Origin of the sequence: Aquimarina sp. RZ0 (assembly GCF_008370685.1) — a bacterium.
In the GTDB taxonomy this organism is placed as follows: Bacteria; Bacteroidota; Bacteroidia; order Flavobacteriales; family Flavobacteriaceae; genus Aquimarina.
The window spans coordinates 50,300-72,292 of the sequence record NZ_VTZU01000003.1; the positions used below are offsets into that span (position 1 = coordinate 50,300).

Sequence of the window (21,993 nt, forward strand, 5' to 3'; positions counted from 1 at the left end):
GAAATTTGATATACAATTATGAAAAAATGCAGGAAGCCAGATGATTCTTAAAGAAACCTCTATGACAGCCGTTTTATAATTTTTATCCTGAAAAGATAACTTTTGTTATACTTTTAGAAAATACTAACTTAAATTTGTGCTCTATTTAAGAAAAAAATCATGATCGATAAGATTAAAGAATATATTGCTGAAGTTGAAGAATTCAAAGCTAAGACAAAGGAAGATGTAGAAGAATTCAGAATTAAATTTTCCGGTAAAAAAGGATTAATTAATGATTTTTTTGCGGAGTTTAAAAATGTTGCTGCAGAACAAAGAAAAGAGTTTGGTCAGACTATTAATGCGCTCAAAAATGCTGCAGAAGAAAAAGTGCGTTCCCTAAAAGATGAATTAGAATCCAAAGAAGAAGAAAAAGGGGCGTATGGAGATTTAACAAGACCTGCAGAACCCATGGCCTTAGGGGCGCGACATCCTATTTCACTAGTTAAGAATCAGATCATTGATGTTTTTTCTCGTATAGGATTTAATGTGAGCGAAGGTCCGGAGATTGAAGATGACTGGCATAATTTTACTGCATTAAATTTACCAGAATATCACCCGGCGCGTGATATGCAGGATACTTTTTTTATTCAGACAGATCCAGATATTTTATTACGTACACATACATCATCCGTGCAAGTACGTTATATGGAGAATAACCAACCTCCGATTCGTACAATTTCTCCAGGACGAGTATTTCGTAATGAGGCCATTTCTGCAAGATCACATTGTTTTTTTCATCAGGTAGAAGGATTATACATTGATAAGGATGTTTCTTTTGCAGATCTTAAACAGACGATACAATATTTTACCACAGAGATGTTTGGTAAATCAAAAATTAGATTGCGCCCATCCTATTTCCCGTTTACAGAGCCTAGTGCCGAGGTAGACGTTTATTGGGGATTAGAAACAGAGACAGATTATAAAATGACCAAAGGAACGGGTTGGTTAGAGATTATGGGATGCGGTATGGTGGATCCTAATGTATTGAAAAACTGCAATATAGACCCGCAAAAGTATAGTGGATTTGCATTTGGTATGGGTATAGATCGTATTGCATTATTACTATATGGAATCTCTGATATCCGTATGCTGAGCGAGAATGATGTCCGTTTTCTAGAGCAGTTTAAATCTGTATTATAAAATAAAAAGATTTTATTTATCTTGGGGTGAAAGTATAAAAAATATTTTCCCTAAAAGGTATGATATGAAGAAAGATATTGAAATACCAGTAGTACGAAATGTATATATTGCTGTAGTCAAAGAATGGAATAATGAGTTTTCTGGCTACGACTGGAATGCATATATTATTAATGATCAGGATATCCCTATAGAAATGGTATTAGTAGTTACCAAAGGATATGATACAGAAAGAAAAACCTCCTTGCTACGACATGGAATTGGGACGGTTGAAGCTAAGTCAACAGCCAAAATAGAAATGCTTCAGGAAGAGCTCTTTTCTATGAATAATGAATTCTCGGTGACTTTCTTTGCTCAAGGTAAATTGTATGATCGAAAATATCTTTTTAGAAAAAATACGATACATGAGAATGCTTTTCGAGATTTGCCGGTAATAGAGCAACGTGGAGTTTTGGTAAAGTAAACTACCTTCGGTGCAAGTCCACAAAGCATTTATAAAAAAAACAGTTTGATTTTGAGTTAAGCTTCATTAAATCGAGCTTGTCTGGTAAAACTCATTATCAATTGTATTTTTAATTATAGAAATCACAGATTCATAAAACCCGAAAACTTAGATGATTTTACATGTTAATTATCAAGGTATTAGGCAGGTGAATAGTTTCTTTTTGTTATTTTAGTGATAACTAAATAAAATCGTCATGAAAAACTATTGCACAATGAATTTTTTATCCCTAATTACTTTGAGTTTACTTATGAGTGGTCAAATGTATGCACAACCTGCACCTCCACAAGGTAAGGTATGGGAAGTAGTTCCTTCACTCTCAGATGAATTTGATGTATGGAATGATTCCAAATGGTGGAAACCTTTATGGAATTATGGAGAACCAGTTATGATGTTAGCTCAGAATTCTGGAGTCACGAATGGTAATTTATGGATCAAGGCAACATTAGATAACTCTTCTAATCGATGGTTTGAAACCTCTAGAGTAATGTCTTTTACTCAGATTAGTTACCCTATGTATACCGAATGTAAAATGAGAACCGCTCATATTTCTGCTTATAATACCTTCTGGATGAATAACGGAGATATTAATAATAGAGATGAGATCGATATGTGCGAGAATAACTCTAAACCTTCTATTCCTTCCAGGCAAGCAGACTGGCCTTTTTTAATGCAATCTCAATATTTTATAACGGTTGCAACGAATGATGATAGAGCAAAAGGCAATTTTGATAACAGAAACTTATCTCCCCAAAATCCTCTTAGAGGTGTAAAATGGAATGAGGATTATCATACAATAGGTGTGTGGTGGAAAGATAAAAATAATATGCAGTTTTACCTGGACGGTGAGCCGGCAGGTAGTGTTGTGACAAATCGTGATTTTACAAGAAGCCTTAATATTATTTGGGATTTATGGACGATAGACGCTCCATGGAGTGGAGGTGTTGCAGTAAAAAGTGACTTATCTGATGATCAGATAAATACGATGTATGTAGATTGGGTACATACATATTCATTAGAAGATGCTAATCTTAGTGTTACTGATATTAATGCTCCCAAAAGTGTGGTGTATCCTAATCCGGTAACTGATATCGTACATGTTAATCTAATTAACCAGATAGTGGATGATGCGGTAGTTAGAATTTATGACAATCTCGGACAGCTTGTAAAAACAGAAAAATTGCAAGGGCAAGATAATCAGATATCGATAAATGAACTTTCAACAGGTATGTATGTTGCTAGAATTTTTAATGGGGATTTAGTAGATTCAAAATCAATAATCAAGCGGTAATTCCGTTATTGCAATAAGCACAAAATTATAAAAGCGAGAAATTATTTACTGATTTCTCGCTTTTTTATTGAAGCAATTTAAACTTTTCTGATTCTGAAACTAAGTTGAAAAAGAATATTTTATTGTGGTAAATTCAAAGAATATAGGTATAATACGATTTATAACTAAAAATTTCGCATATTCATCGTTTCTTTTTCCTTTCTACTTCGTTTAAAAAATAAACCGTAACTATAGCTATGCTTGATTTTTTTGCCTTGCATAAAGAAAAAATAATTCAATGAATTTATACGAATTTTTTAATCACAAATCGTATAAGTCTTAATAAGTAGCATTTGTATTAGATCAAGATAACTATGATATTTATCTCTATAAAATGTTTACTTCTGCATATGTTAATACACTAATTAGTAAAACTTTATAAGATCAAAATTTGGTGTATTCATCATGGTCATATGACGTTTATTATATTCATCTTAAAATCTTTTTATATTATGAAAAAAGTGTCATTAATAGTAGTAGTAGCAATCATTCTCATTATATGGGCGTGTGAGAAGGAGCAAATCCTGAAAGAGGAATCAGTAGTCGTAGAAAATAATGATTCTGAAGAGCCGGAGACCAAAAAGGGTTGGGGACAAACTTGTTTTTATTATATCGAGTACGGATTAAAATGGGGAGGGCACTGTCATTCTTCATTTCCTGGAATCTGCGAGTATAAACGCATTTGTATTCCCGAAATTTATTTTGAACCGTGTCAATTAATTCCGTGTTGGCCAGATATTTTTGACCCGAGAATTATTTATGAAAAAATAGACCCAAGAGTGTTTATATCATTAAGAGAGAAATTACAATTAGATATTGATTCTCGCCATGGTGCTGTGCCTTTTGCTATGAATGAAGGGATATTGGGTTTACAGTTTTATGAAGAAAACAGACTTCTATCATCAGATGGAAAAATTCTTTTGCTGAAACAAGATCTTGTGTTAGACATAGAAACAACTAAAGAGCTTGGCCTGAGAGGAAATGTCCTAAAAGCAGGAGAGTACCCTGTAGTTTTTAATAAAGAAAACAAAACTTTTAATGCTATTTTGAATGTAGAAAAAGGTTTTGAAAGAGTTTCGGAATAATGTTCGAATATTAGAATGTGAGAGTGCTTGAGAAGTCGAGCACTCTCTTTTTATTGTAATACCAGTAAATTCAAATGACAAATGGTATTATAATTCTCAAATAAAATCCCTGCAAAAATCATTTCTTCTTATTTCTCGTCTGAATTAAAAAATACTTCAATTCAGTTTACAGTGATTTCATCTAAGAATTGAAGTAGTTTAATCCACTTCATTATATAATGCCAATGCCGTTTTAATAATATGCATCAAAATTCTTTTATCCTTCTCCAGAATACTATTTGATAAAATTACATGTACTAGTAAAAATAAATTTCCCCTGTTACTGTTAAACTATATCGCATATATTGAAAAACAATAATGTAAGAATTTTCTTGTGTATTTCATCGAAAAATCATAAAAATTAGCGCTTTTAATCTTGTTTTTACGTATTTTAACTAAAATAATTGCGCTGTTAAGTTTAACTATAAAACCTAAAAACATGCTAAAAAAATATTCAATTCTAGTCGTTATTATGCTCTTTCTATTTTCATTTCAGTCTTGTAGTGAAAGCGAAACTTCAGAAGATATTAATGAAATAGAAAATCCTGTAACTGATGGAGAGGTGACTAATCCTAATGCTAAGAAAGATAAAATCGAAGAGGTACTGACTACTTCTAAACCTGCATATATCGATGCTGCTAATGGAGAATGGGTTCTTATAACGGCAACAGAATATAATGCGTTAGCCTCAGAAATAGAAAATGTCTTTAAAAGCGGTATTTTGGAATCAGAGTACAAAGAATCTTCTAATATTATTACTACAACTTCTTCTCCCACTACACTTTCTAATGAGACCGAAGAAGCTGTGCTACCTAAAAACAGTTATTTATTTGCATTTAAATATTATGCAATACAAGCTAATGACCAACCAGGATTAAAGCTCAAACTATCCAGTGATGGTAATACCGAGGGATATACCGATATTGGAGATCCATTACCAAAGCATACAGGAGTTAATGAAGAAATATTCTTCTTACTTAAAGGAAATGACCTTTCAACAAATAGTAAATGCCATATGGCTATTTTTAAACCTGCCGGATTAACCATAGGAAGAAAAAGTAGTATTGATGATAATACCTATTTTTATGAATTAGGAGATACAACTAATCTAACAGGAAAAACCTCAACTCCCCTAAAATTATTATATCAAGGACTAAGTACAACGACAAAACAATGGTAATCAGTTATTAACAAGACTGATAATTAAAATCGCTCAATAGAGCGATTTTTTTTTACAAACTCATCCTCAAAAGTAGAAATAAAATCATCTATATATTTTTTCTTACGATCTTCTTTTCTTAATACCAGATAATGCGTTCTTTTTAATCCATTTTTTCCTATTCTCTTAAATCTAAGATCCTCAGAAAGGCGAAATGATTTTAAAGTCCATTTTGGTATACAGGATATACCCATATTAGCAGAGATCATTTCTAATGAAACTTCTGTTAGCGGTATTGCAGATATTTTGGCAGGTACTATTTTATCAGGGCTTAAAAACTGTTGATAAACAGAAACAGTTTCTATGGGAAAAGAATGAATAATAAGATGAGTATCACTAAAATCTGCAGCACTCAAGTATTCTTGTTTATATAAGCAATTCTCTTTATGCATTACTGCAAATATTTCATCTTCAAACAGAGGAATTACGGTTAAGCCTGTTGTGCTAACCAGTGAAGTAACTAATGCTATATCAATATTGTGAGATAACACTTTGGTAATAGGTTGGTGTGTTGCATCCAGAATCAAATCAATTTCTATTTCAGGATATAAGACGGCCATTTTTTGGATAAAAGCAGGAAGACCCTGATAAAAAGAGTAGCACTCGGTACTCACCTTAATAGCCCCTTTAGAACCTGTTCTGATTTTTTGAATAGAATTAAAACCTCGTTCCAGAATCTCCAGAAGTTCGTCCCCTGTTTTATATAATTCTGTACCTTCTTCGGTAAGTTTCCAATTATTTCTACTTCTATAAAAAACCTTAAACCCTAATCGTTCTTCTATTTCTCTAAGCTGATGGCTTAGTGCAGACTGTGTAAGGAATAATCTCTCAGAAGAATTCGCAATATTACCTTCTTCTGCTATCGTTTTTATAAGTCTGAAATATTTGATCTCCATACACTCAAAAGTACAATAATTTCAATCTTTGGTAATTGAAAAAATTTCAGCTATCCTAAAAAATCATTCAATTAAACTATGATCTCATAGAATAAATCTTATCTATTTTTGAACAAAACAATATAAAAAGCTTAAAAACGTGAAAAAACAAGTTGAATACTACCAAAACAAACTTTCTTATGAAATGGATCCTTCTGATTTATTTTTTGCATTAGAAAACCAAAAAGATATTATTATCATGGATACCCGTCAGCCTTTTGCTTACAAAAAAGAACATATTCCAACAGCAATAAACCTTCCTCATTTAGAAATGACTCAAGAAAACACTGAAAAACTAGATAAAACCAAAACGTATATCTGTTATTGTGATGGTATTGGTTGCAATGCTTCTACAAAGGGAGCATTAAATATGGCTATGCAGGGTTTTACTGTAAAAGAATTAATAGGAGGATTGGCATGGTGGAAAATTGATGGGTATGCTACCGAGGGGACAAATGCTTCTACTGGCTCAGAGATACAATGCGCTTGTTAATAAAATATACTATACGTTTTGCCATAGCAAATGATATCGAATCGATTGTTAGTTTGTGTGCAGAACACGCAGCGTACGAAAAAATAAACTATGATATCACAAACAAAAAAGAAACGATGAATATGCGAAATTTTTAGTTATAAATCGTATAAAATGCCTGGTTATAGAAATCAAGAATGAGATTGTTGGATATGCTACATTTATGAAACAATTTTCTACCTGGGATGCTCAGTATTATATGTATTTGTGTTGTTTATATCTAAAAGAAAAAAACAGAGGTAATGGAATAGGCAAAGAAATTATGAATTGGGTCAAAACGTATGCAAAAGATCAAAATTGTAGTCGCATGCAATGGCAAACACCTAGTTTTAATACTGAAGCTATTAAGTTTTATAAAAACCTTGGTGCCATAGCCTACAACAAAGAACGGTTCTTATGGAGTTTGTAATGTGATTATACAGAAATTACCTCATCTTCATCGAGCAAATTTTCTTGTCGCAGGCGCAATACTATTTGAGCAACTGCTACAGTATCTTTTTCGCAGTAGATAATAATACGATCTATGTCTTTTTCTTCATAATAGACTTGTCTCACCTGACTCCCGTCAATATCATCTTTTGGAGAAGGAATACCGAGAATATTCGTTAATAATTTAAGAGAAGTATAATGTTTATAATCCCCGAATTTCCATAAATCCAAGGTGTCTAAATGCGGAACTTCCCAAGGTTTTTTGCCAAATAGGTTCATCTTGGATGGTAAAGAAATGTTATGAATAATCATTCTTCTGGCGATATACGGGAAATCAAATTCTTTCCCGTTATGAGCGCATAACAAATGATGAGGTCTGTTAAAATGTGTTTCTAGAAGATTTTTAAAGTCAATTAGCAATTGGCTTTCTTCTCCGTGAAAAGAAGTAGTTCTGAAAGACCTGGTTTCTCCTTTAAAAACAAAATATCCTACAGAAATGCAGACTATTTTACCAAATTCTGCCCAGATCCCTGCACGATCATAAAATTCTGATGGGGTGAAATCTTCTTTACGCTGATACCTGGTTTTATCAGCCCAAAGATATTTCATCTCTTCGCTTAAACTATCATAGCTTTCTTGTTCTGGTACCGTTTCTATATCCAAAAATAATACGTGTTCCAGGCTAATCTTATGAAGCATTATCTAACATTTTATAAGTTTCTTCTATATAAATAAAAAAATCTTCTGTAAAGGATTCTCCTGTTACAAAAGAGCCTCTATGATGCCCTAATCTCACTATAATTATATCATCTTCTGGAATACAGATTACATATTGACCCAAAATCCCGCGCATCGCAAATATTTCTTTGCCTAAATGATCTGATAGCCATAATCCATAGCCATACATAGCTCCATTTTCGAATCTTTTTTGGGTAGCTAATGTTATAAATTCTTCAGGTAAAATCTGTTTCTCTCCAAACTTCCCTTTATTTTTGAACAATACTCCAAAACGTGCAAAGTCTCTTGCATTACTTGCAATACAGCAATAAGCTTTCTCCATTCCGTTTTCCTCACTATCTATCTGCCATAGTGCATCCTGTTCCATCCCCATCGGTTTCCAGAAATTTTCACTCAGATATTCTGTTAATGTTTTTCCAGTTGCTTTTTCGATCACCATTCCTAATAGTTGTGTATTACCACTTAAATATTTAAACTCTTGTCCTGGCGAATCAATAATCTCCAATCCCATTATTACTTCTCGGATATCAGGATCATAATAAGCTCTGGCTGTTATAGAAAAAGGACTTGTGTAATGTTCTGTCCAATTGAGTCCTGATGACATAGAAGAAAGATCGCCTACCGTTGTCTTAGCTGCCAAACCGCTAGAAAATTTTGGTAAAAAATCACCTATTGGCTGATCCAGACTTTTAATAGATCCTTTCATAATTGCTTTACCCAGTAAAGCTGTAACCATACTTTTAGCCATAGAGAACGAGTTGGTTTTAGACTCCAGACTATATCCTTCGGCATAGTTTTCATACCATATTTTGTCATTCTTGATAATCATAAAAGCAACTGTTCCTAATTCTGAATTTGTAGCCTGTAGTCGTTCTGTGGTTTCCACAGTATTATAATCTGTATGTAATTGCCAGGGGATTGTGTTTTTTCCTTTTGCTATAGTACGATTATCAAAATGGGGATAATCATCAATATATGCTGTTGTATGCCCTGTCATATAGACTACCCTAATACCTTTAAGGATATAATCATAATCAAAAATATAAAGTAGTACTATAATGAATCCAATAAGGAATAAAAGCCCTTTAAGTATTTTTTTAATGATTTTCATATCTGTTGGAAATTTTGAAATCTAAGGTATGAAAAATAAATGCCTTTAAAGTTCTATGATACCAATAGTTAGCAAACGATTTACTAAATTGACAATAGCAATAAAAGAGTGTATTATATATTATCAAAAGAAAAGGTAAAAACAAGAAAAAATATAACTACCATCAAGTAAACTACCTCAGGGCAAGCCGAAGCACTTATTGAAAAAAACATTTCGATTTCGAGGCGTGCATCCGAGCATTTAAATCTCTATATCGAGTTTACCCAAAGTAATTTTATTTAAGAACTTGTATAAAATACTAGATGAATCGACCTGCTTTTTTTGCAGTATGCAATCTATACTTCTATAATTAAAAAAGTGCCTAAATAATTTTAGACACTTTTGAAAAATATATGTATTAAAAATTAATTTCAATTCATTTAGAAAATTGTGTTTACGATATATATTAGCCAGTAACTTACGTAATAAAAAAGTCGAGTTTGTGTAATGCTCATTTTTTTTTTTGAAATATCAGTTTCATATTTCTTTTTTTAAAACAAAGTGAAGCCAACAATGCAATAAATATCTAGAATTGGGGTAATAGATTTTATAGCTCATAATTTTATAAATATTCTAAATCATATCTAAAATCAACGTTTAATAAAAGTGTGACCCAAAGGTACTTTTTATTTGTTGTTTTGATCTGGTAAGATGTTTAACTCGATAGTTTCAATGTGTAAATTGATATTTATATTGTATAAAACGTATATGAGAAAAGTATTAAAAGCGATAATTTCCCTTAAATGACATTTAACTTATCATATAATGCTTTTTTAGAGTCTCTTGCAATAGGTAAAGATTTCTCATCACACATGATTACATACCCTCCCTGATCTTTTACTAATGTTTTTACGTGATCCAAATTAATAAGATAAGATCTATGTATCCTAAAAAAACCATATAACTGAAGCTTAGATTCTATGTATTTGAGGTTTTTAGAAATTACAACTTCTTTATCGTCTTTTCTAATAAAGGTAGTATAATTTCCATTACTCACGCAGTATAAAACACTTGGGATTTTAATGACATGCGTTCCTTTGGTATCTGTAATAGAAATTTTGGGAACTTCATGGATTTTGGCGTATAAGTCTTTAATTTCGTTTAATGAATCATCTTTGTGTTCATCTTCTATGTTTAATTGCGAAGCTTTATTAATTACTTCAACTAATAGCCTGGGATCAATAGGTTTTAATAGATACCCTATTGCATTATACTTATAACCATCCACTGCATATTGATTGTAAGCAGAAACAAATACAATTTTAAAATTTACTTCTTCTAATTCATTAAGAATGTCAAATATGGTCAGTGTACCTAATTGCACATCTAAAAAGACTATATCAGGATTTACATTAGTCAAACCTTCTAATATAGAAAGTTTATCTCCTGCCTCTCCAATAATTTCTACTTGCGGACAATATGTGTTTAAAAGTAATCGAATATTTTCTCTATCTTTTTTTTCATCATCTATTATAAAGCATTTCAGGTTGTGTCGTTCCATTATTTCTAATCTCTTTGATTATTGGCAATGTAATTACTACTTCAGTCCCTTTTGGTTCCCCCAATGTACAAAAAAGGTCATTTATAATCACGTTTGGATATCCCTCTACTATTTTATTTAAAATCTCTAAGCGTTCAATCGTATTTTCTGTAGCAATTGACAAATGAGATTTATCTTTTGTTTCTTTTTTTAAAGCTTCTGAGGCTGCACGACCAATTCCGTTATCTACTATTCTAAATTCCAGCGCTTCATTAATTAATTTTAGTGATATTTTTAATTCTCCTTTTTTTGACAGATGAGAAAATCCATGAATAATGGCATTTTCTATAAAAGGCTGAATAATCATAGAAGGTATTTTGGGATTTAGTGCAATAACGCTTTGTTCTATATCATAGACAACATCAAACTTTTCCTGAAATCGACCTCGTTGTAAATTCACATATGATTGTATAATATTCAATTCGTCATTAAAATGGATATAGACACTATCAGAACTTTTTAATACATTTCTGATCAAACCGGATAGCTCGGTCATATATTCATTTGCTCTTAGGTTATCGTTCTTAAGAATATAGTTTTGTAAAGTGCTAAAAGTATTAAATAAAAAATGAGGATTCATAGAAGATCGTAATGAGGTAAGGCGTGTTAATGTTAACTGCTCATTCATCTGATAATATCTGATCTTACCTTTGTATCCTCTGTATACCAATACGATCAATGCTACACATAATAATATACCCAGCGTATAGCTCAGCCATTTTGTTTTACTTACTTCTTTTTCTATTTTTAAGTTTTTTTCTTCAAGATGAGAAATGATTTTTTCTTTAACTTCTAGTAGTTTTTTTCCTTCATTTTTTGCCAATTCTTTGCTGATCTTTACTTTTAGCTGCCCAGCTCGAAGGGGTTTGATTTCTCTCAGGATTTTGATACTGGATTTTAAGTTCCCCATTTTTTCATAGGTTCTTGATAAGTCTTCTTTGGTACGGATTAAATCTAAAATATCATTCTTTTCTAAAAAACCTTTATGAGCGTCTAAAAAATACGATAATGCCTTATCATATTTTTCGAGCTTATATTCAATAGACCCCAGTGTATGTAACAAAGCGGGATATAGCTCATCACTATCTTTATAGGTTAATTTTTCTAAATCTATATTGTTTCTGATCACTTCGAGTGCTTTACCCGGCATATCTTTTAAGAAATATGCCCATGCTATATTATTATATGCAATTGTGCAACGCCTTGTCGAGGAAGAACTAGTACAATTTAGAGAAGCAAGCTTTGAATAATATAAAATTGAGTCTGCTTCACTTCCTACGAATGAAGCTGAGATATTTGTATACGTCAGCCCCTTTTTTTTAAGGTTATCCAATGGAATGTAGCTCAGTGACTTTTTAAAATCTTTTCTAGCCTGGTTCAGATCACCAATGTCCAAAAATAATCCCCCCCGATCCATAAAGACCGACCAATATATCTCTGCATCATCTATTTTTTCTGCATACGATAAGGATTTATTATAATAGTCCAAAGATTTTAAATACTCTCCAATTCTCTTATGTAATATTCCTAAGCGTATATTTGTCTGTGCCAGGCATTTATAGTCATTATTACTATCACAGTAATTCTCAATAAAATCCAAAACATCCATGGATTTCAAATATCCTTTCATCTGTCTGGTAAAAAAACGTTCTATTTTAAAGCCTATCTTTTTTACATCTACTTTTTCCAGACTGTCGACACCATAGGTGTTTCTGAGAATATCAAATACCATATCGTATTTTAACTCCGCTTCTGGATAGTTTTTAGCTTTTGCTAAGCTATCCGCCTTTTGTATAATCTTATTTAAAGAATTATTTTCCAGATTAATTGTTCGGTGTAACTCTTTATCTATGGATGCCTGGGCATTTGCAGAAATGCTTAGTATAAGAAATAATAAAAGAGTATATATTTTATACATAAACTGATCTAAAATAAGGATTGTTGTTTCACTGGGCTTTCATGCTCCAATAACCATTTTTTTCTCCAGAGTCCTCCTGCATATCCAGTTAGCGATCCATCACTACCAATTACACGATGACAAGGAACTACCACCCATAATGGGTTTTTCCCATTAGCAGATGCTGCTGCTCTAATAGTTTTAGGGTCGCCTAGTTTTTTTGCAATGTCCAGATAACTTACTGTTTTGCCAAAGGGTATTCCAGACAACTCATGCCATACTTTTTTCTGGAAATCTGTTCCGGACGGGTTTAGTTTTATATCAAAAGTTGTTCTTTTTTTGCTAAAATATTCTTGTAATTGTTTTACAGGCTCTTTTAAAGAATCTGCAATCTTTTCTGAAGGTTTCTGATGTGATTGCGATGTAATTGAAATTTCGGCAATCCCATTCTCATCACCTTTAATAGAGGCAATACCTAGAGGAGTTTCTATAAAAGCAGTTTCAATCATTCTTCTTTTTTATCCTCTAGTATCCCTAATCGTCTTGCGCGCTCTTCCCAATTTTTTCGTGCTAATTCCTGCATATTAGAATCTTTGTCACTTTCATCCATAATTTCTAACCCCAGGAGTGTCTCTATAACATCCTCCATACTTACAACTCCGCTTACAGAACCATACTCATCCACAACCAGTGCCAGGTGCTCTTTATGAGCCACTAATTTCTCGAACAAGCCTGGTACGGCAACATTGCGATCTACTATAAAAATTTTGCGTTTAAGGTCACTGAGTTTTTTATCGTATTTATCTTCTGCCAAATTCTTATAGATTTCATCTTTTAGCACGTAGCCTGTTATATTATCAGGAGTATCTGCATATACAGGAACCCTGGAAAAACGAAGATTTTTATTAGCTTCAAAAAATGACTTAATATTTTGCTCTTCTGGCGCTATTTTCATGACTGTTCTTGGCGTCATAATATCTTTTGCCAGTATTTCTTTAAAATTCAGTAAATTTCTAATTACCTTAGATTCTGATTCTTCAAAAACACCTTCTTCTTCTGCTATATCCGCCATGGCTGTAAAATCTTCTCTGCTCAATACAGATCCATGATGCCCTTTTCCTCCGATCAATTTTGTTGTTAACTGCAATACCCAGAGTATCCCCGTCCATTTTAATGGCCAGATTAAAAAGCCCAATGCTTTTGATGTAAAATTAGAAAGTTGTTTCCAATAGGTAGCACCAATGGTTTTTGGTATAATTTCGGAAGCTACAAGGATTAAAATTGTCATAATAGAAGATACGATACCCACCATCAAATCCTCACTTATCTCAAATCCTAAAATAGTTTTGGTTTCAGACCCATACAATTCTGCATAAGCGACTTTTGCCTGTACACCTACTAAAATAGCTCCTACAGTATGCGCAATCGTATTTAATGTTAATATTGCAATCAGAGGTCTATCTACATCTTTTTTAAGGTTCTCCAAAGTGGCAGCATACCCTTTACCTTCTTTTTTCTTAACATTTATAAAGGTAGGAGTAATACTCAGTAATACAGCTTCCAGAATGGAGCATAAAAAGGAAAAGAAAATTGATACTACACCGTATACAATAAGTAAAGCCATAATCTAAAGTTAGTTTTGCTAAAGTAAGAATTTGATAAGCATAAGTAAAGCAAAAATCTAAGAATAGTGGGATCATTTGTTACCAACCCACATATTCTGGTGGTTTGATCTCATTAAGATTCAAATACACAATCAATTGCCCACGATGATGCGTTACATGATCCTGAAGTAAGTTAAGAATCTGAAGTTTAGATTTATTCCCTGCAAAAAAATCGACGGTTAGCTCTAATTCTTTATCCTCAGTTTTAGTAATTTTATCATAAACCATATCAAAAGAATCTGATAAAAATGAAATAATATCTTTCTTTTTCTCAGGATTATTTTCTGAGAGTTTTTTTCGATCAAATTTTTCTTCAGAAAAGTAGGTAGTGCCTAACCAGCGCATGTTTCCACAGATATGAAGTAATTGATTTTTAAAATCCATTTCGCGATCTGTAGGTTTATACGCATATTTATCTTCTGGCATAGCGTCTGCTATTGCTAACAAATATTCTTTGGAATTCTTCCATTTTTCCAAGAAGGCGGATTTTGGGGTTACTTGTTGAGACATTATCGAAGATGTTATAAAAAACAGGGGTATAAAAACTTTGTTCATCACTCAATTAATTAATCACTCACTCACCTCATTCATATAGGCTGCTATCAATTTCAATTCCTCATCAGAAAACTTTGCTAATCTGGCAAAATTGGTTTTCATTACGGCATAATTTTCTGGATCTACAATAGGGTCTTTCTTTTGTCTCAAAAAACCTATAATATCTCCTTGCTGTTCTTTATAGATTTTCATAATTGTTTTGGTGCTGGGACCAACAGACTTTTTATCGAGTCGATGGCAGGAATAACAATTTCCTTTGCCCTTAAATAATTTCTCTCCTTTTATAAATTCAGGAGATTTTTCTTCTTTTTTTGCTCCAATGACAATCTTTTCTTTTTCAGGTTTCTTTTTGGATTGACAACTGACACCCATAAAGGCTGCGGATAGGAGTAGTAAAAAAATATTTTTCATTCTTCTGGTTTTAGTGTTTTTAGTCTATAATAATTTGGTTTTTAATACAGCGTATCAATATCTTCTTTAAAACGTTTTAATAAATCTTTGGAAAAACTGGTAATTACGCGTTCTTCTTTGGATCCAATACCATCACTTGCTTCTGCAATTTTGGTCAACGCATATATCATAAAGTCATATTCCTCATCAGGGCCATTATCAGAAAAAACCTCAATGACTTTTTTGTATAAGGTCTCAATATCATTCTGATTTCTGTTTTCATAATCAAAAGACCATTTTATTTCTTCTCCTTTTGGGTGAGCTTTTAAGATGGCTTCCAGCGCTTTTGCCTCTTCTTTCTTAATAACGCCATCACTCATGGCGATCACATACAATAATTCTCCAAAAGTCTGATATAATCGTTCTCTACTAACCATACTGCGTATTTTAAAAAATTAACCCAAAAGTTTAACCACGTCCTTAGCAAAATAACTGGCAATAATATGTGCTCCCGCTCTTTTAAAAGCGATTAACTGTTCCATCATAATAGCATCGTGGTCTAGCCATCCTTTTTCTGCTGCAGCTTTGAGCATGGCATATTCTCCACTCACCTGATATACTGCTACCGGAACATCCACCACATCTCTAATATCTCTAACAATGTCTAGATATGCCAGTCCAGGTTTTACCATCACAATATCTGCACCTTCATCAATATCCATTAGTGTTTCCTTAACGGCTTCATCCCGATTAGAGAAATCCATCTGGTATGTCTTCTTATCTCCAAAACCGGGTGCAGAATCCAATGCATCTCTAAAAGGACCATAGAAGGCAGAGGCATACTTGGCACTATAACTCATAATACCGGTATTTTTATAACTTTCTTTTTCTAATAATTCTCTGATTGCTAGAATCCTGCCATCCATCATATCACTGGGAGCTACAAAATCTGCACCTGCCATCGCATGAGAAAGAGACATCTGTGCCAAAATATTACAGGTAGGATCATTAACGATATATCCATCTTCTACAATACCATCATGACCATAAGAGGAATAAGGATCCAATGCTACATCTGTCATGACTAATAATTCTGGAGCAACTTCTTTTACGGTCTTGATTGCGCGCTGCATTAATCCATCTGGATTCAGTGCTTCTGTTCCTTTATTATCTTTTAGGTGATCAGGTACTTTTACAAAAAGCAATACTGATTTTAATCCCAAAGACCAGATTTCTTTTACCTCATCTTTCAGTAAATCCAGACTATATCTATAGTATCCGGGCATAGAAGATATTTCTTCTTTTATTTGAAGTCCTTCTACAATAAAAAGAGGAACTAAAAAATCTGTGGGGCTTATCGTATGTTCTCTAACTAAAGATCGAATTGCTTCAGTGGTTCGTAATCTTCTATTTCTACGTAGTTGATACATGAATTCGCTGGTAATTTTATAAGAAACGTAAATATACCAACTTATAACTTAATCTAAGATCATTTTCATAAAGTTGAGATCATTCTGTAACAAAATCTTAACTTATTAGTCTAACATTCTAATCAACATGGACAACAATATGCTAACAATAAAGAACCTTACCAAAACATACCCTAATGGAACCCAGGCGTTAAACGATGTGCATCTAAGCCTGGAAAAGGGAATGTTTGGGTTATTAGGCCCTAATGGTGCTGGGAAATCTACCCTTATGAGAACCATTGCTACTTTACAACTAGCAGATACAGGAACTATAGAGTTTGATGGCATTGATGTTTTTAAAAATCCTGAAGAGCTCAGAAAAATTTTGGGGTACTTACCTCAGGATTTTGGCGTATATCCCAAGGTTTCTGCAGAGATGATGCTCAATCATATTGCTAAGGTAAAAGGAATTACCAATTCCAATGAGCGAAGAGGATATGTTGCCGATTTATTAAATAAAGTAAATTTATATAAGTTTAGGACTCGCAATCTGGGTGATTTTTCTGGAGGGATGCGTCAACGATTTGGTATTGCACAAGCTTTACTGGGGAACCCAAAATTGATTATTGTGGATGAACCTACCGCAGGATTAGATCCGTTAGAACGAAATCGCTTTCATAATTTATTGAGTGAATTAGGAGAAAATGCTGTAGTGATCCTATCCACCCATATTGTAGATGATGTAACAAACCTCTGTGAACGTATGGCTGTGTTTAATGAAGGAAAAATTCTTGCACAAGGAAACCCACAGGAATTATCTGCCACGCTTGATGGTAAAATATTTAAAAAACAAATCGAAAAATCAGCACTTGAGCATTATCAGAATCAATATACTGTTCTTTCTAATTATTTAAGAGGAGGACAGTTTTTTGTAAATATTTATAGTGATATTCCTCCATTACATGGTTTTGAGCAGATCAATAACGGTTTAGAAGAATTCTATTTTTATAGTATTAATCAAAACCAACAGCAGGAAGTTTAATTATGAAGGAAATATTCTCTTTTGAACTATTATACCGTCTTCGCAGACCTGCTACCTGGATCTATATGGGGCTTGGTATGCTCATGGCAGGATTACTTTCTTATTTTCAACAATCATCTACGGCTCAATATGTAAATAGTCCTAACCATATTGCAGAAATTATAGGACCTATCTCTATATTTTGCATATTTTTCTATGCCGCAATTATGGGAGTGCCGATCTATAGAGATCAGGATCATAAAACTGCTCAGACCTATTTTACATTTCCTATTAAACAAAAATCATATGTATTAGGTCGGTTTTTAGGAAGTTTTACAATTGTTACACTCCTTAATTTTTGTATTGTACTTGCTGCCATCATAGGGGTCACCATGGGGATGTACGCAGATAGACCTGATTATGGTGATTATGATAAATTTAGTCTGTTATCATATCTACTACCATTTATATTTATTTTACAAATAAACGCTTTTCTCATTGGTTCTTTATTCTTCTGCTTAATGGCTTTTTTTAAAAAAATGTCTATTATATATTTAGGAGGAATTTGTTTATTATTATTGTATTCTTTGGCTGGAAATTTTACTGGTGATATTGATTACCAATGGCTTAGTGTCTATTTAGATCCTTTTGGAGGAGAGGCCTGGAGTTTTGTAAAGAAATACTGGTCAATTAATGAATTAAATACGAATCAATTACCAATACAAGGAAAATTCTTGTTAAACAGAATGTTATGGCTCAGCATTGGCTTTATTTTTTTTATCATTACTTTCCTGAGATTTGATTACAAAAAATTTCTTTCCTCTGGTAACAGAGCGCAAAAAACAAGGGATGATAATTACATCCCTTCTGGAATCATCTCTATAAAACAGGCTTTTACTAAAGAAACTTCACGTCAAAATTTATTTTCTCTAAGCAAAATTGAATTTTTATCAATTCTTAGAGACCCCGTTTTTATAATTCTACTGGTAATTGGGGTTATTACTTCTATAATAATCATTTATTCTAATAACGAGACCTATGGTACTCCCAACCTGCCTATTACTCGATTCATAATTGATAATATTAGTATAGGTATCACTTTACTCTCAATTATTATATTAATTATATACTCTGGAGAAGCTGTACATAGAACTCGTAAAAATAAAACCTTTGTTTTTTATGATGCGCTCCCTATAAGCAACCAAAATTTATATCTCTCTAAGGTACTATCGCTTATTGGGATTTCTGTTGTACTTACATTCATAAATATTTTAATTGGTATTTTATATCAGGTATTCCTTGGATATTTTGATTTTGATTTAGGAATGTATCTTACCTATAATTTTATGCTTGTCTTTCCTAATTTTTTAATGACCACATTGCTTGCATTTTTTATTCATGTACTTGTTAATAATAAGTTTCTAGGGCATTTCATTGTTGTTTTGATATACATAGGATCGCCTCTTTTGATTACACTTGCTTTTAAAAGTAGCAATCCTCTCATTCGTTTTAGAGGATCAACTCCTTTTTTTATAAGTGATCTCAACGGGTTTGGACATTATCTTACAGGAATTGCGTGGCTTAAATTATATTGGATTTTATTTACTCTCATTCTGATGCTTATCGGAAAACTATTTTGGGTCAGAGGATTTTTTACTACTGCAAAAGAGAGATTCACCCTGGCCAAACAACGATTTAATAGCAAAATGATCACCGTAGTAAGCATTACTATTCTTGCATTTGTATCTGTAGCATCTTATAGCTATTATAATCTAAAAATAATAAATACTATTGAGGATGGAGAGTACTATAATGAGATAGAAGCTGATGCAGAAAAAAAATACTCCAGACTGATCAACAAACCTCATCCACAAGTAACAGACCTAAAAGCCTATATAGATGTATTCCCGGCAGAGAGAGCTGTTGCTGCAAAAGGAGAATTTAGGATCATTAATAATTATAAAACAGCCATAGATACCTTACTATTAGAATTACAATATGGAAGTGAACATATGGTTTTGGAAAAAGTACTGTACAATCATAGAGAAATTAAGGCTTCAGTTGTAGATTCTACTTACAGGATGTATTTCTATAGGTTGCCAAAACCTATGCAACCGGATGAAAGAGCTGAACTTACTATTACTGTATCAGCAAAAACAAAAGGATTTGCCAATGCGCTGGAAACTCAGGTATTAAATAATGGAACTTTTTTAAACGGTAATATCTTTCCCAGATTTCATTATGATATTAGTTTAAGCGACAATGGTATTCGCAAAAAATATGGATTAAAAAAACTGGATTATTTGCTACCTCCCAGAACAGATACTACGGCATTGAAGAAAAATTTATTTAATGAAGATGCTAATTATATTAATTTTGAAGCCATAGTAAGTACCAGCGATGACCAAATTGCCTTAGCCCCCGGGAAATTAGTCAACGAATGGAAAGAAAACGATCGTGCCTATTATCATTACAAACTGGAATCACAAACAGATCTGTTTTTTAATGTTGTATCCGCAAGATATGATATAGAAAAATCAAGCTGGATCGCTCCAAGTGGTAAAAAAGTAGCGATTGAGGTATATCATTCTTCTAAGCATAAAAGAAACCTTCAATATTTTGTAGATGGTATAAAAGTAGCACTGGATTATTGTTCCAAGAATTTTTATGAATATCCCAATTCAATCATCAGAATTGTTGAATTTCCGGCATATGCTACCTTTGCCCAATCTTTTGCCACTACGATACCGTATTCAGAAAATTTTGGATTTGTTGCAGATTTTGAAAAAGCAGAAGATTTCAATTATGCTTTTAGAGTAACTGCCCACGAAGTTGCGCACCAATGGTGGGGACATTTAGTAACTCCCAGTAAAACATCGGGAGCCAATATTATTTCAGAAACCCTGGCAGAATATTCGTCACTTATGACTATGAAAAAGGAATATGGCGAAAACGGAATCAAAAACTTTCTTAAATATTCATTAGATGAATACCTGAGAAGCAGAGCTTTTAGTTTCAAACCAGAGCGTTCTTTGATAAATGTAGAGACCGGACAGCATATTTGGTATCGCAAAGGTTCTATGATCATGTATGAATTACAGGATATTATAGGAGAAGAAAGAGTAAATGAAGCATTAAAAGAGTTCTTAGAAGAATATAAAAATTTTGAAAAAGGGGTATATGCTACCTCAGAAGATTTATACCGAGCCATTTATGAAGCAGCTCCAGATTCTTTAAAATATGCAGTAGACGATGGTTTTAAGGAGATTGTACTGTATGAAAATCGAATTAAAGAAGCTACTACTTTACAGCTGGAAAATGGCACTTATGAAACCACATTTATCGTAGATTCCAAGAAAATTTATTATGATGATAAAGGAAAAGAAAAGCGAACAGATGACACTACTAATTATATAGAAATTGGTCTGTTTGGAGAAGATATTGTTGATGATCAGGACGTACCTCTTAAAAACCCATATTATCTGGAAAGAAAATGGTTAAAGCCAGGTGAAAATAAGTTTACCGTCATTACTGACAAAAAACCTGAAAAAGCAGGGATTGATCCCTATAATAAACTAATAGATAGAAACTCTAATGATAATCTAAAAAGAGTAGAGGAATAACAAAAATAGAACATCTATATGCTTGATAAAAAAATATAAGCTCCAGTTATAACAATTTAATTAGTTAGTTAAATTCCGAAAATCACGATCTAAACGCGCTGTTTCTATCGTGATTTTCTCATTTGTAAAAAATGTAGCCTTTAGTTTTTATAGAGAACTCATCTTGAGTAATACTTTGACCTATAAAAGCCAAGCTTTTCGGCTGAAAACCACTACTCAAGATAAGTTCATAGTGAATATTCTGGCTTTTTGTTTGTATCCAAAACATATTGAATTTTGATCCAATAAAGCTTTTTTTTGAAAAGTATAAGGGCTAAGAAAAGTAACGAAGCGCAGATAGATCTCCACCATTTTTCAGGAAATAGAAAAGTTAATATGAGTTTGGTAAGAACCGCAAAAGTATAGGTGAATCAAAAATATTTTAATGGGTAAATCATGTATTCTGTTCATACTGAAACCATTGTATAAATATACAGAAAAGCGTAGATAAGACTTTACAAAAAAATGCGTTATAAAGTAAAAAAATAAAATGGATATTAGCTTACAATCAGACACCATAAACTTAGTACAAAACAACAGTGTAAAAATTTTATTATCATTACTTTATGAATAATATTTGTAATTCTTTAAGAATAATTCACAAAAAATTATCACTGAATAATATTGGTGTAAATATCCCTGTAAACAGGGAGATGAAAAAATCCATTTTTATCTACTTTTATCCACAAGTGGTTAATTAAAAAAACACTCATATCACAC

20 protein-coding genes are annotated in these 21,993 nt (G+C 32.5%); 9 read left to right on the plus strand and 11 right to left on the minus strand.

The genetic code is table 11. From position 1 onward, the window contains the following. Positions 1–159: 159 nt before the first annotated feature. The 5 genes from pheS (at position 160) to F0000_RS02105 (ending at position 5,312) form a co-directional block, all read left to right on the plus strand. Complete coding sequence (gene pheS / locus F0000_RS02085) at positions 160–1,179, plus strand: phenylalanine--tRNA ligase subunit alpha (protein WP_149623040.1); 1,020 nt, start codon at positions 160–162, stop codon at positions 1,177–1,179. Between the two features lie 64 nt (positions 1,180–1,243). Continuing rightward, on the plus strand, positions 1,244–1,639 hold the full coding sequence (locus tag F0000_RS02090) for a hypothetical protein (protein ID WP_149623041.1): 396 nt from the start codon (positions 1,244–1,246) through the stop codon (positions 1,637–1,639). A 253-nt stretch (positions 1,640–1,892) separates the two neighbouring features. Continuing rightward, positions 1,893–2,969 (plus strand): T9SS type A sorting domain-containing protein, encoded by a 1,077-nt coding sequence (locus F0000_RS02095; protein WP_255452595.1) that lies wholly within the window; start codon positions 1,893–1,895, stop codon positions 2,967–2,969. A gap of 491 nt (positions 2,970–3,460) precedes the next feature. Beyond that, a complete protein-coding gene (locus F0000_RS02100) occupies positions 3,461–4,093 on the plus strand; it encodes a hypothetical protein (RefSeq protein WP_149623043.1) in 633 nt (210 codons plus the stop codon). Between the two features lie 478 nt (positions 4,094–4,571). After that, complete coding sequence (locus F0000_RS02105; protein WP_149623044.1) at positions 4,572–5,312, plus strand: hypothetical protein; 741 nt, start codon at positions 4,572–4,574, stop codon at positions 5,310–5,312. Between the two features lie 23 nt (positions 5,313–5,335). Here the strand turns inward: F0000_RS02105 and F0000_RS02110 are convergent, their stop codons facing one another. After that, positions 5,336–6,247: a LysR family transcriptional regulator gene (locus tag F0000_RS02110; RefSeq protein WP_149623045.1), complete on the minus strand. Its 912-nt coding sequence runs from the start codon at positions 6,245–6,247 to the stop codon at positions 5,336–5,338. A gap of 139 nt (positions 6,248–6,386) precedes the next feature. Here F0000_RS02110 and F0000_RS02115 point away from each other — a divergent pair, with 139 nt between their 5' ends. Then, positions 6,387–6,779 carry a rhodanese-like domain-containing protein gene (locus F0000_RS02115; protein ID WP_149623046.1) on the plus strand — a complete coding sequence of 131 codons (393 nt, stop codon included), beginning with the start codon at positions 6,387–6,389 and terminating at the stop codon, positions 6,777–6,779. 169 nt (positions 6,780–6,948) lie between these two features. Beyond that, positions 6,949–7,227 (plus strand): GNAT family N-acetyltransferase, encoded by a 279-nt coding sequence (locus tag F0000_RS02120; protein WP_255452597.1) that lies wholly within the window; start codon positions 6,949–6,951, stop codon positions 7,225–7,227. Positions 7,228–7,232: 5 nt separating this feature from the next. On the opposite strand, the gene F0000_RS02125 is transcribed toward F0000_RS02120, so the two are convergent. From F0000_RS02125 to hemB, 10 genes are all read right to left on the minus strand, one after another. Next, on the minus strand, positions 7,233–7,946 hold the full coding sequence (locus tag F0000_RS02125) for a 3'-5' exonuclease (protein ID WP_149623048.1): 714 nt from the start codon (positions 7,944–7,946) through the stop codon (positions 7,233–7,235). After that, entirely contained in the window at positions 7,936–9,096 is a 1,161-nt protein-coding gene (locus F0000_RS02130) for a serine hydrolase (protein ID WP_149623049.1), read from the minus strand. Before F0000_RS02130 ends, F0000_RS02125 begins: the two co-directional genes overlap by 11 nt. A 778-nt stretch (positions 9,097–9,874) precedes the next feature. Next, on the minus strand, positions 9,875–10,636 hold the full coding sequence (locus F0000_RS02135) for a LytTR family DNA-binding domain-containing protein (RefSeq protein WP_149623050.1): 762 nt from the start codon (positions 10,634–10,636) through the stop codon (positions 9,875–9,877). Continuing rightward, the gene (locus F0000_RS02140) at positions 10,599–12,593 is read right to left on the minus strand and encodes a histidine kinase (protein WP_149623051.1); all 1,995 of its coding nucleotides are present in this window, start codon (positions 12,591–12,593) and stop codon (positions 10,599–10,601) included. The genes F0000_RS02135 and F0000_RS02140 overlap by 38 nt, the downstream gene beginning before the upstream one ends. A gap of 8 nt (positions 12,594–12,601) precedes the next feature. Beyond that, on the minus strand, positions 12,602–13,078 hold the full coding sequence (locus F0000_RS02145; protein ID WP_149623189.1) for a methylated-DNA--[protein]-cysteine S-methyltransferase: 477 nt from the start codon (positions 13,076–13,078) through the stop codon (positions 12,602–12,604). Beyond that, on the minus strand, positions 13,078–14,196 hold the full coding sequence (locus tag F0000_RS02150) for a CNNM domain-containing protein (protein ID WP_149623052.1): 1,119 nt from the start codon (positions 14,194–14,196) through the stop codon (positions 13,078–13,080). The genes F0000_RS02145 and F0000_RS02150 overlap by 1 nt, the downstream gene beginning before the upstream one ends. A gap of 79 nt (positions 14,197–14,275) precedes the next feature. After that, positions 14,276–14,746 (minus strand): DinB family protein, encoded by a 471-nt coding sequence (locus F0000_RS02155; protein ID WP_255452596.1) that lies wholly within the window; start codon positions 14,744–14,746, stop codon positions 14,276–14,278. A gap of 60 nt (positions 14,747–14,806) precedes the next feature. Further along, positions 14,807–15,202: a c-type cytochrome gene (locus tag F0000_RS02160; RefSeq protein ID WP_149623054.1), complete on the minus strand. Its 396-nt coding sequence runs from the start codon at positions 15,200–15,202 to the stop codon at positions 14,807–14,809. A gap of 41 nt (positions 15,203–15,243) precedes the next feature. Continuing rightward, positions 15,244–15,618, minus strand: a complete 375-nt coding sequence (locus tag F0000_RS02165; RefSeq protein ID WP_149623055.1) for a TerB family tellurite resistance protein — start codon at positions 15,616–15,618, stop codon at positions 15,244–15,246. Between the two features lie 18 nt (positions 15,619–15,636). Then, positions 15,637–16,611 carry a porphobilinogen synthase gene (gene hemB, locus F0000_RS02170; RefSeq protein WP_149623056.1) on the minus strand — a complete coding sequence of 325 codons (975 nt, stop codon included), beginning with the start codon at positions 16,609–16,611 and terminating at the stop codon, positions 15,637–15,639. 139 nt (positions 16,612–16,750) lie between these two features. Between hemB and F0000_RS02175 the strand changes: the two genes are divergently transcribed. Together F0000_RS02175 and F0000_RS02180 are read left to right on the plus strand one after the other, a co-directional pair. Further along, a complete protein-coding gene (locus tag F0000_RS02175) occupies positions 16,751–17,632 on the plus strand; it encodes an ABC transporter ATP-binding protein (RefSeq protein ID WP_149623057.1) in 882 nt (293 codons plus the stop codon). A gap of 2 nt (positions 17,633–17,634) precedes the next feature. Next, complete coding sequence (locus tag F0000_RS02180; RefSeq protein ID WP_149623058.1) at positions 17,635–21,234, plus strand: M1 family aminopeptidase; 3,600 nt, start codon at positions 17,635–17,637, stop codon at positions 21,232–21,234. The last annotated feature ends 759 nt before the right edge of the window (positions 21,235–21,993 follow it).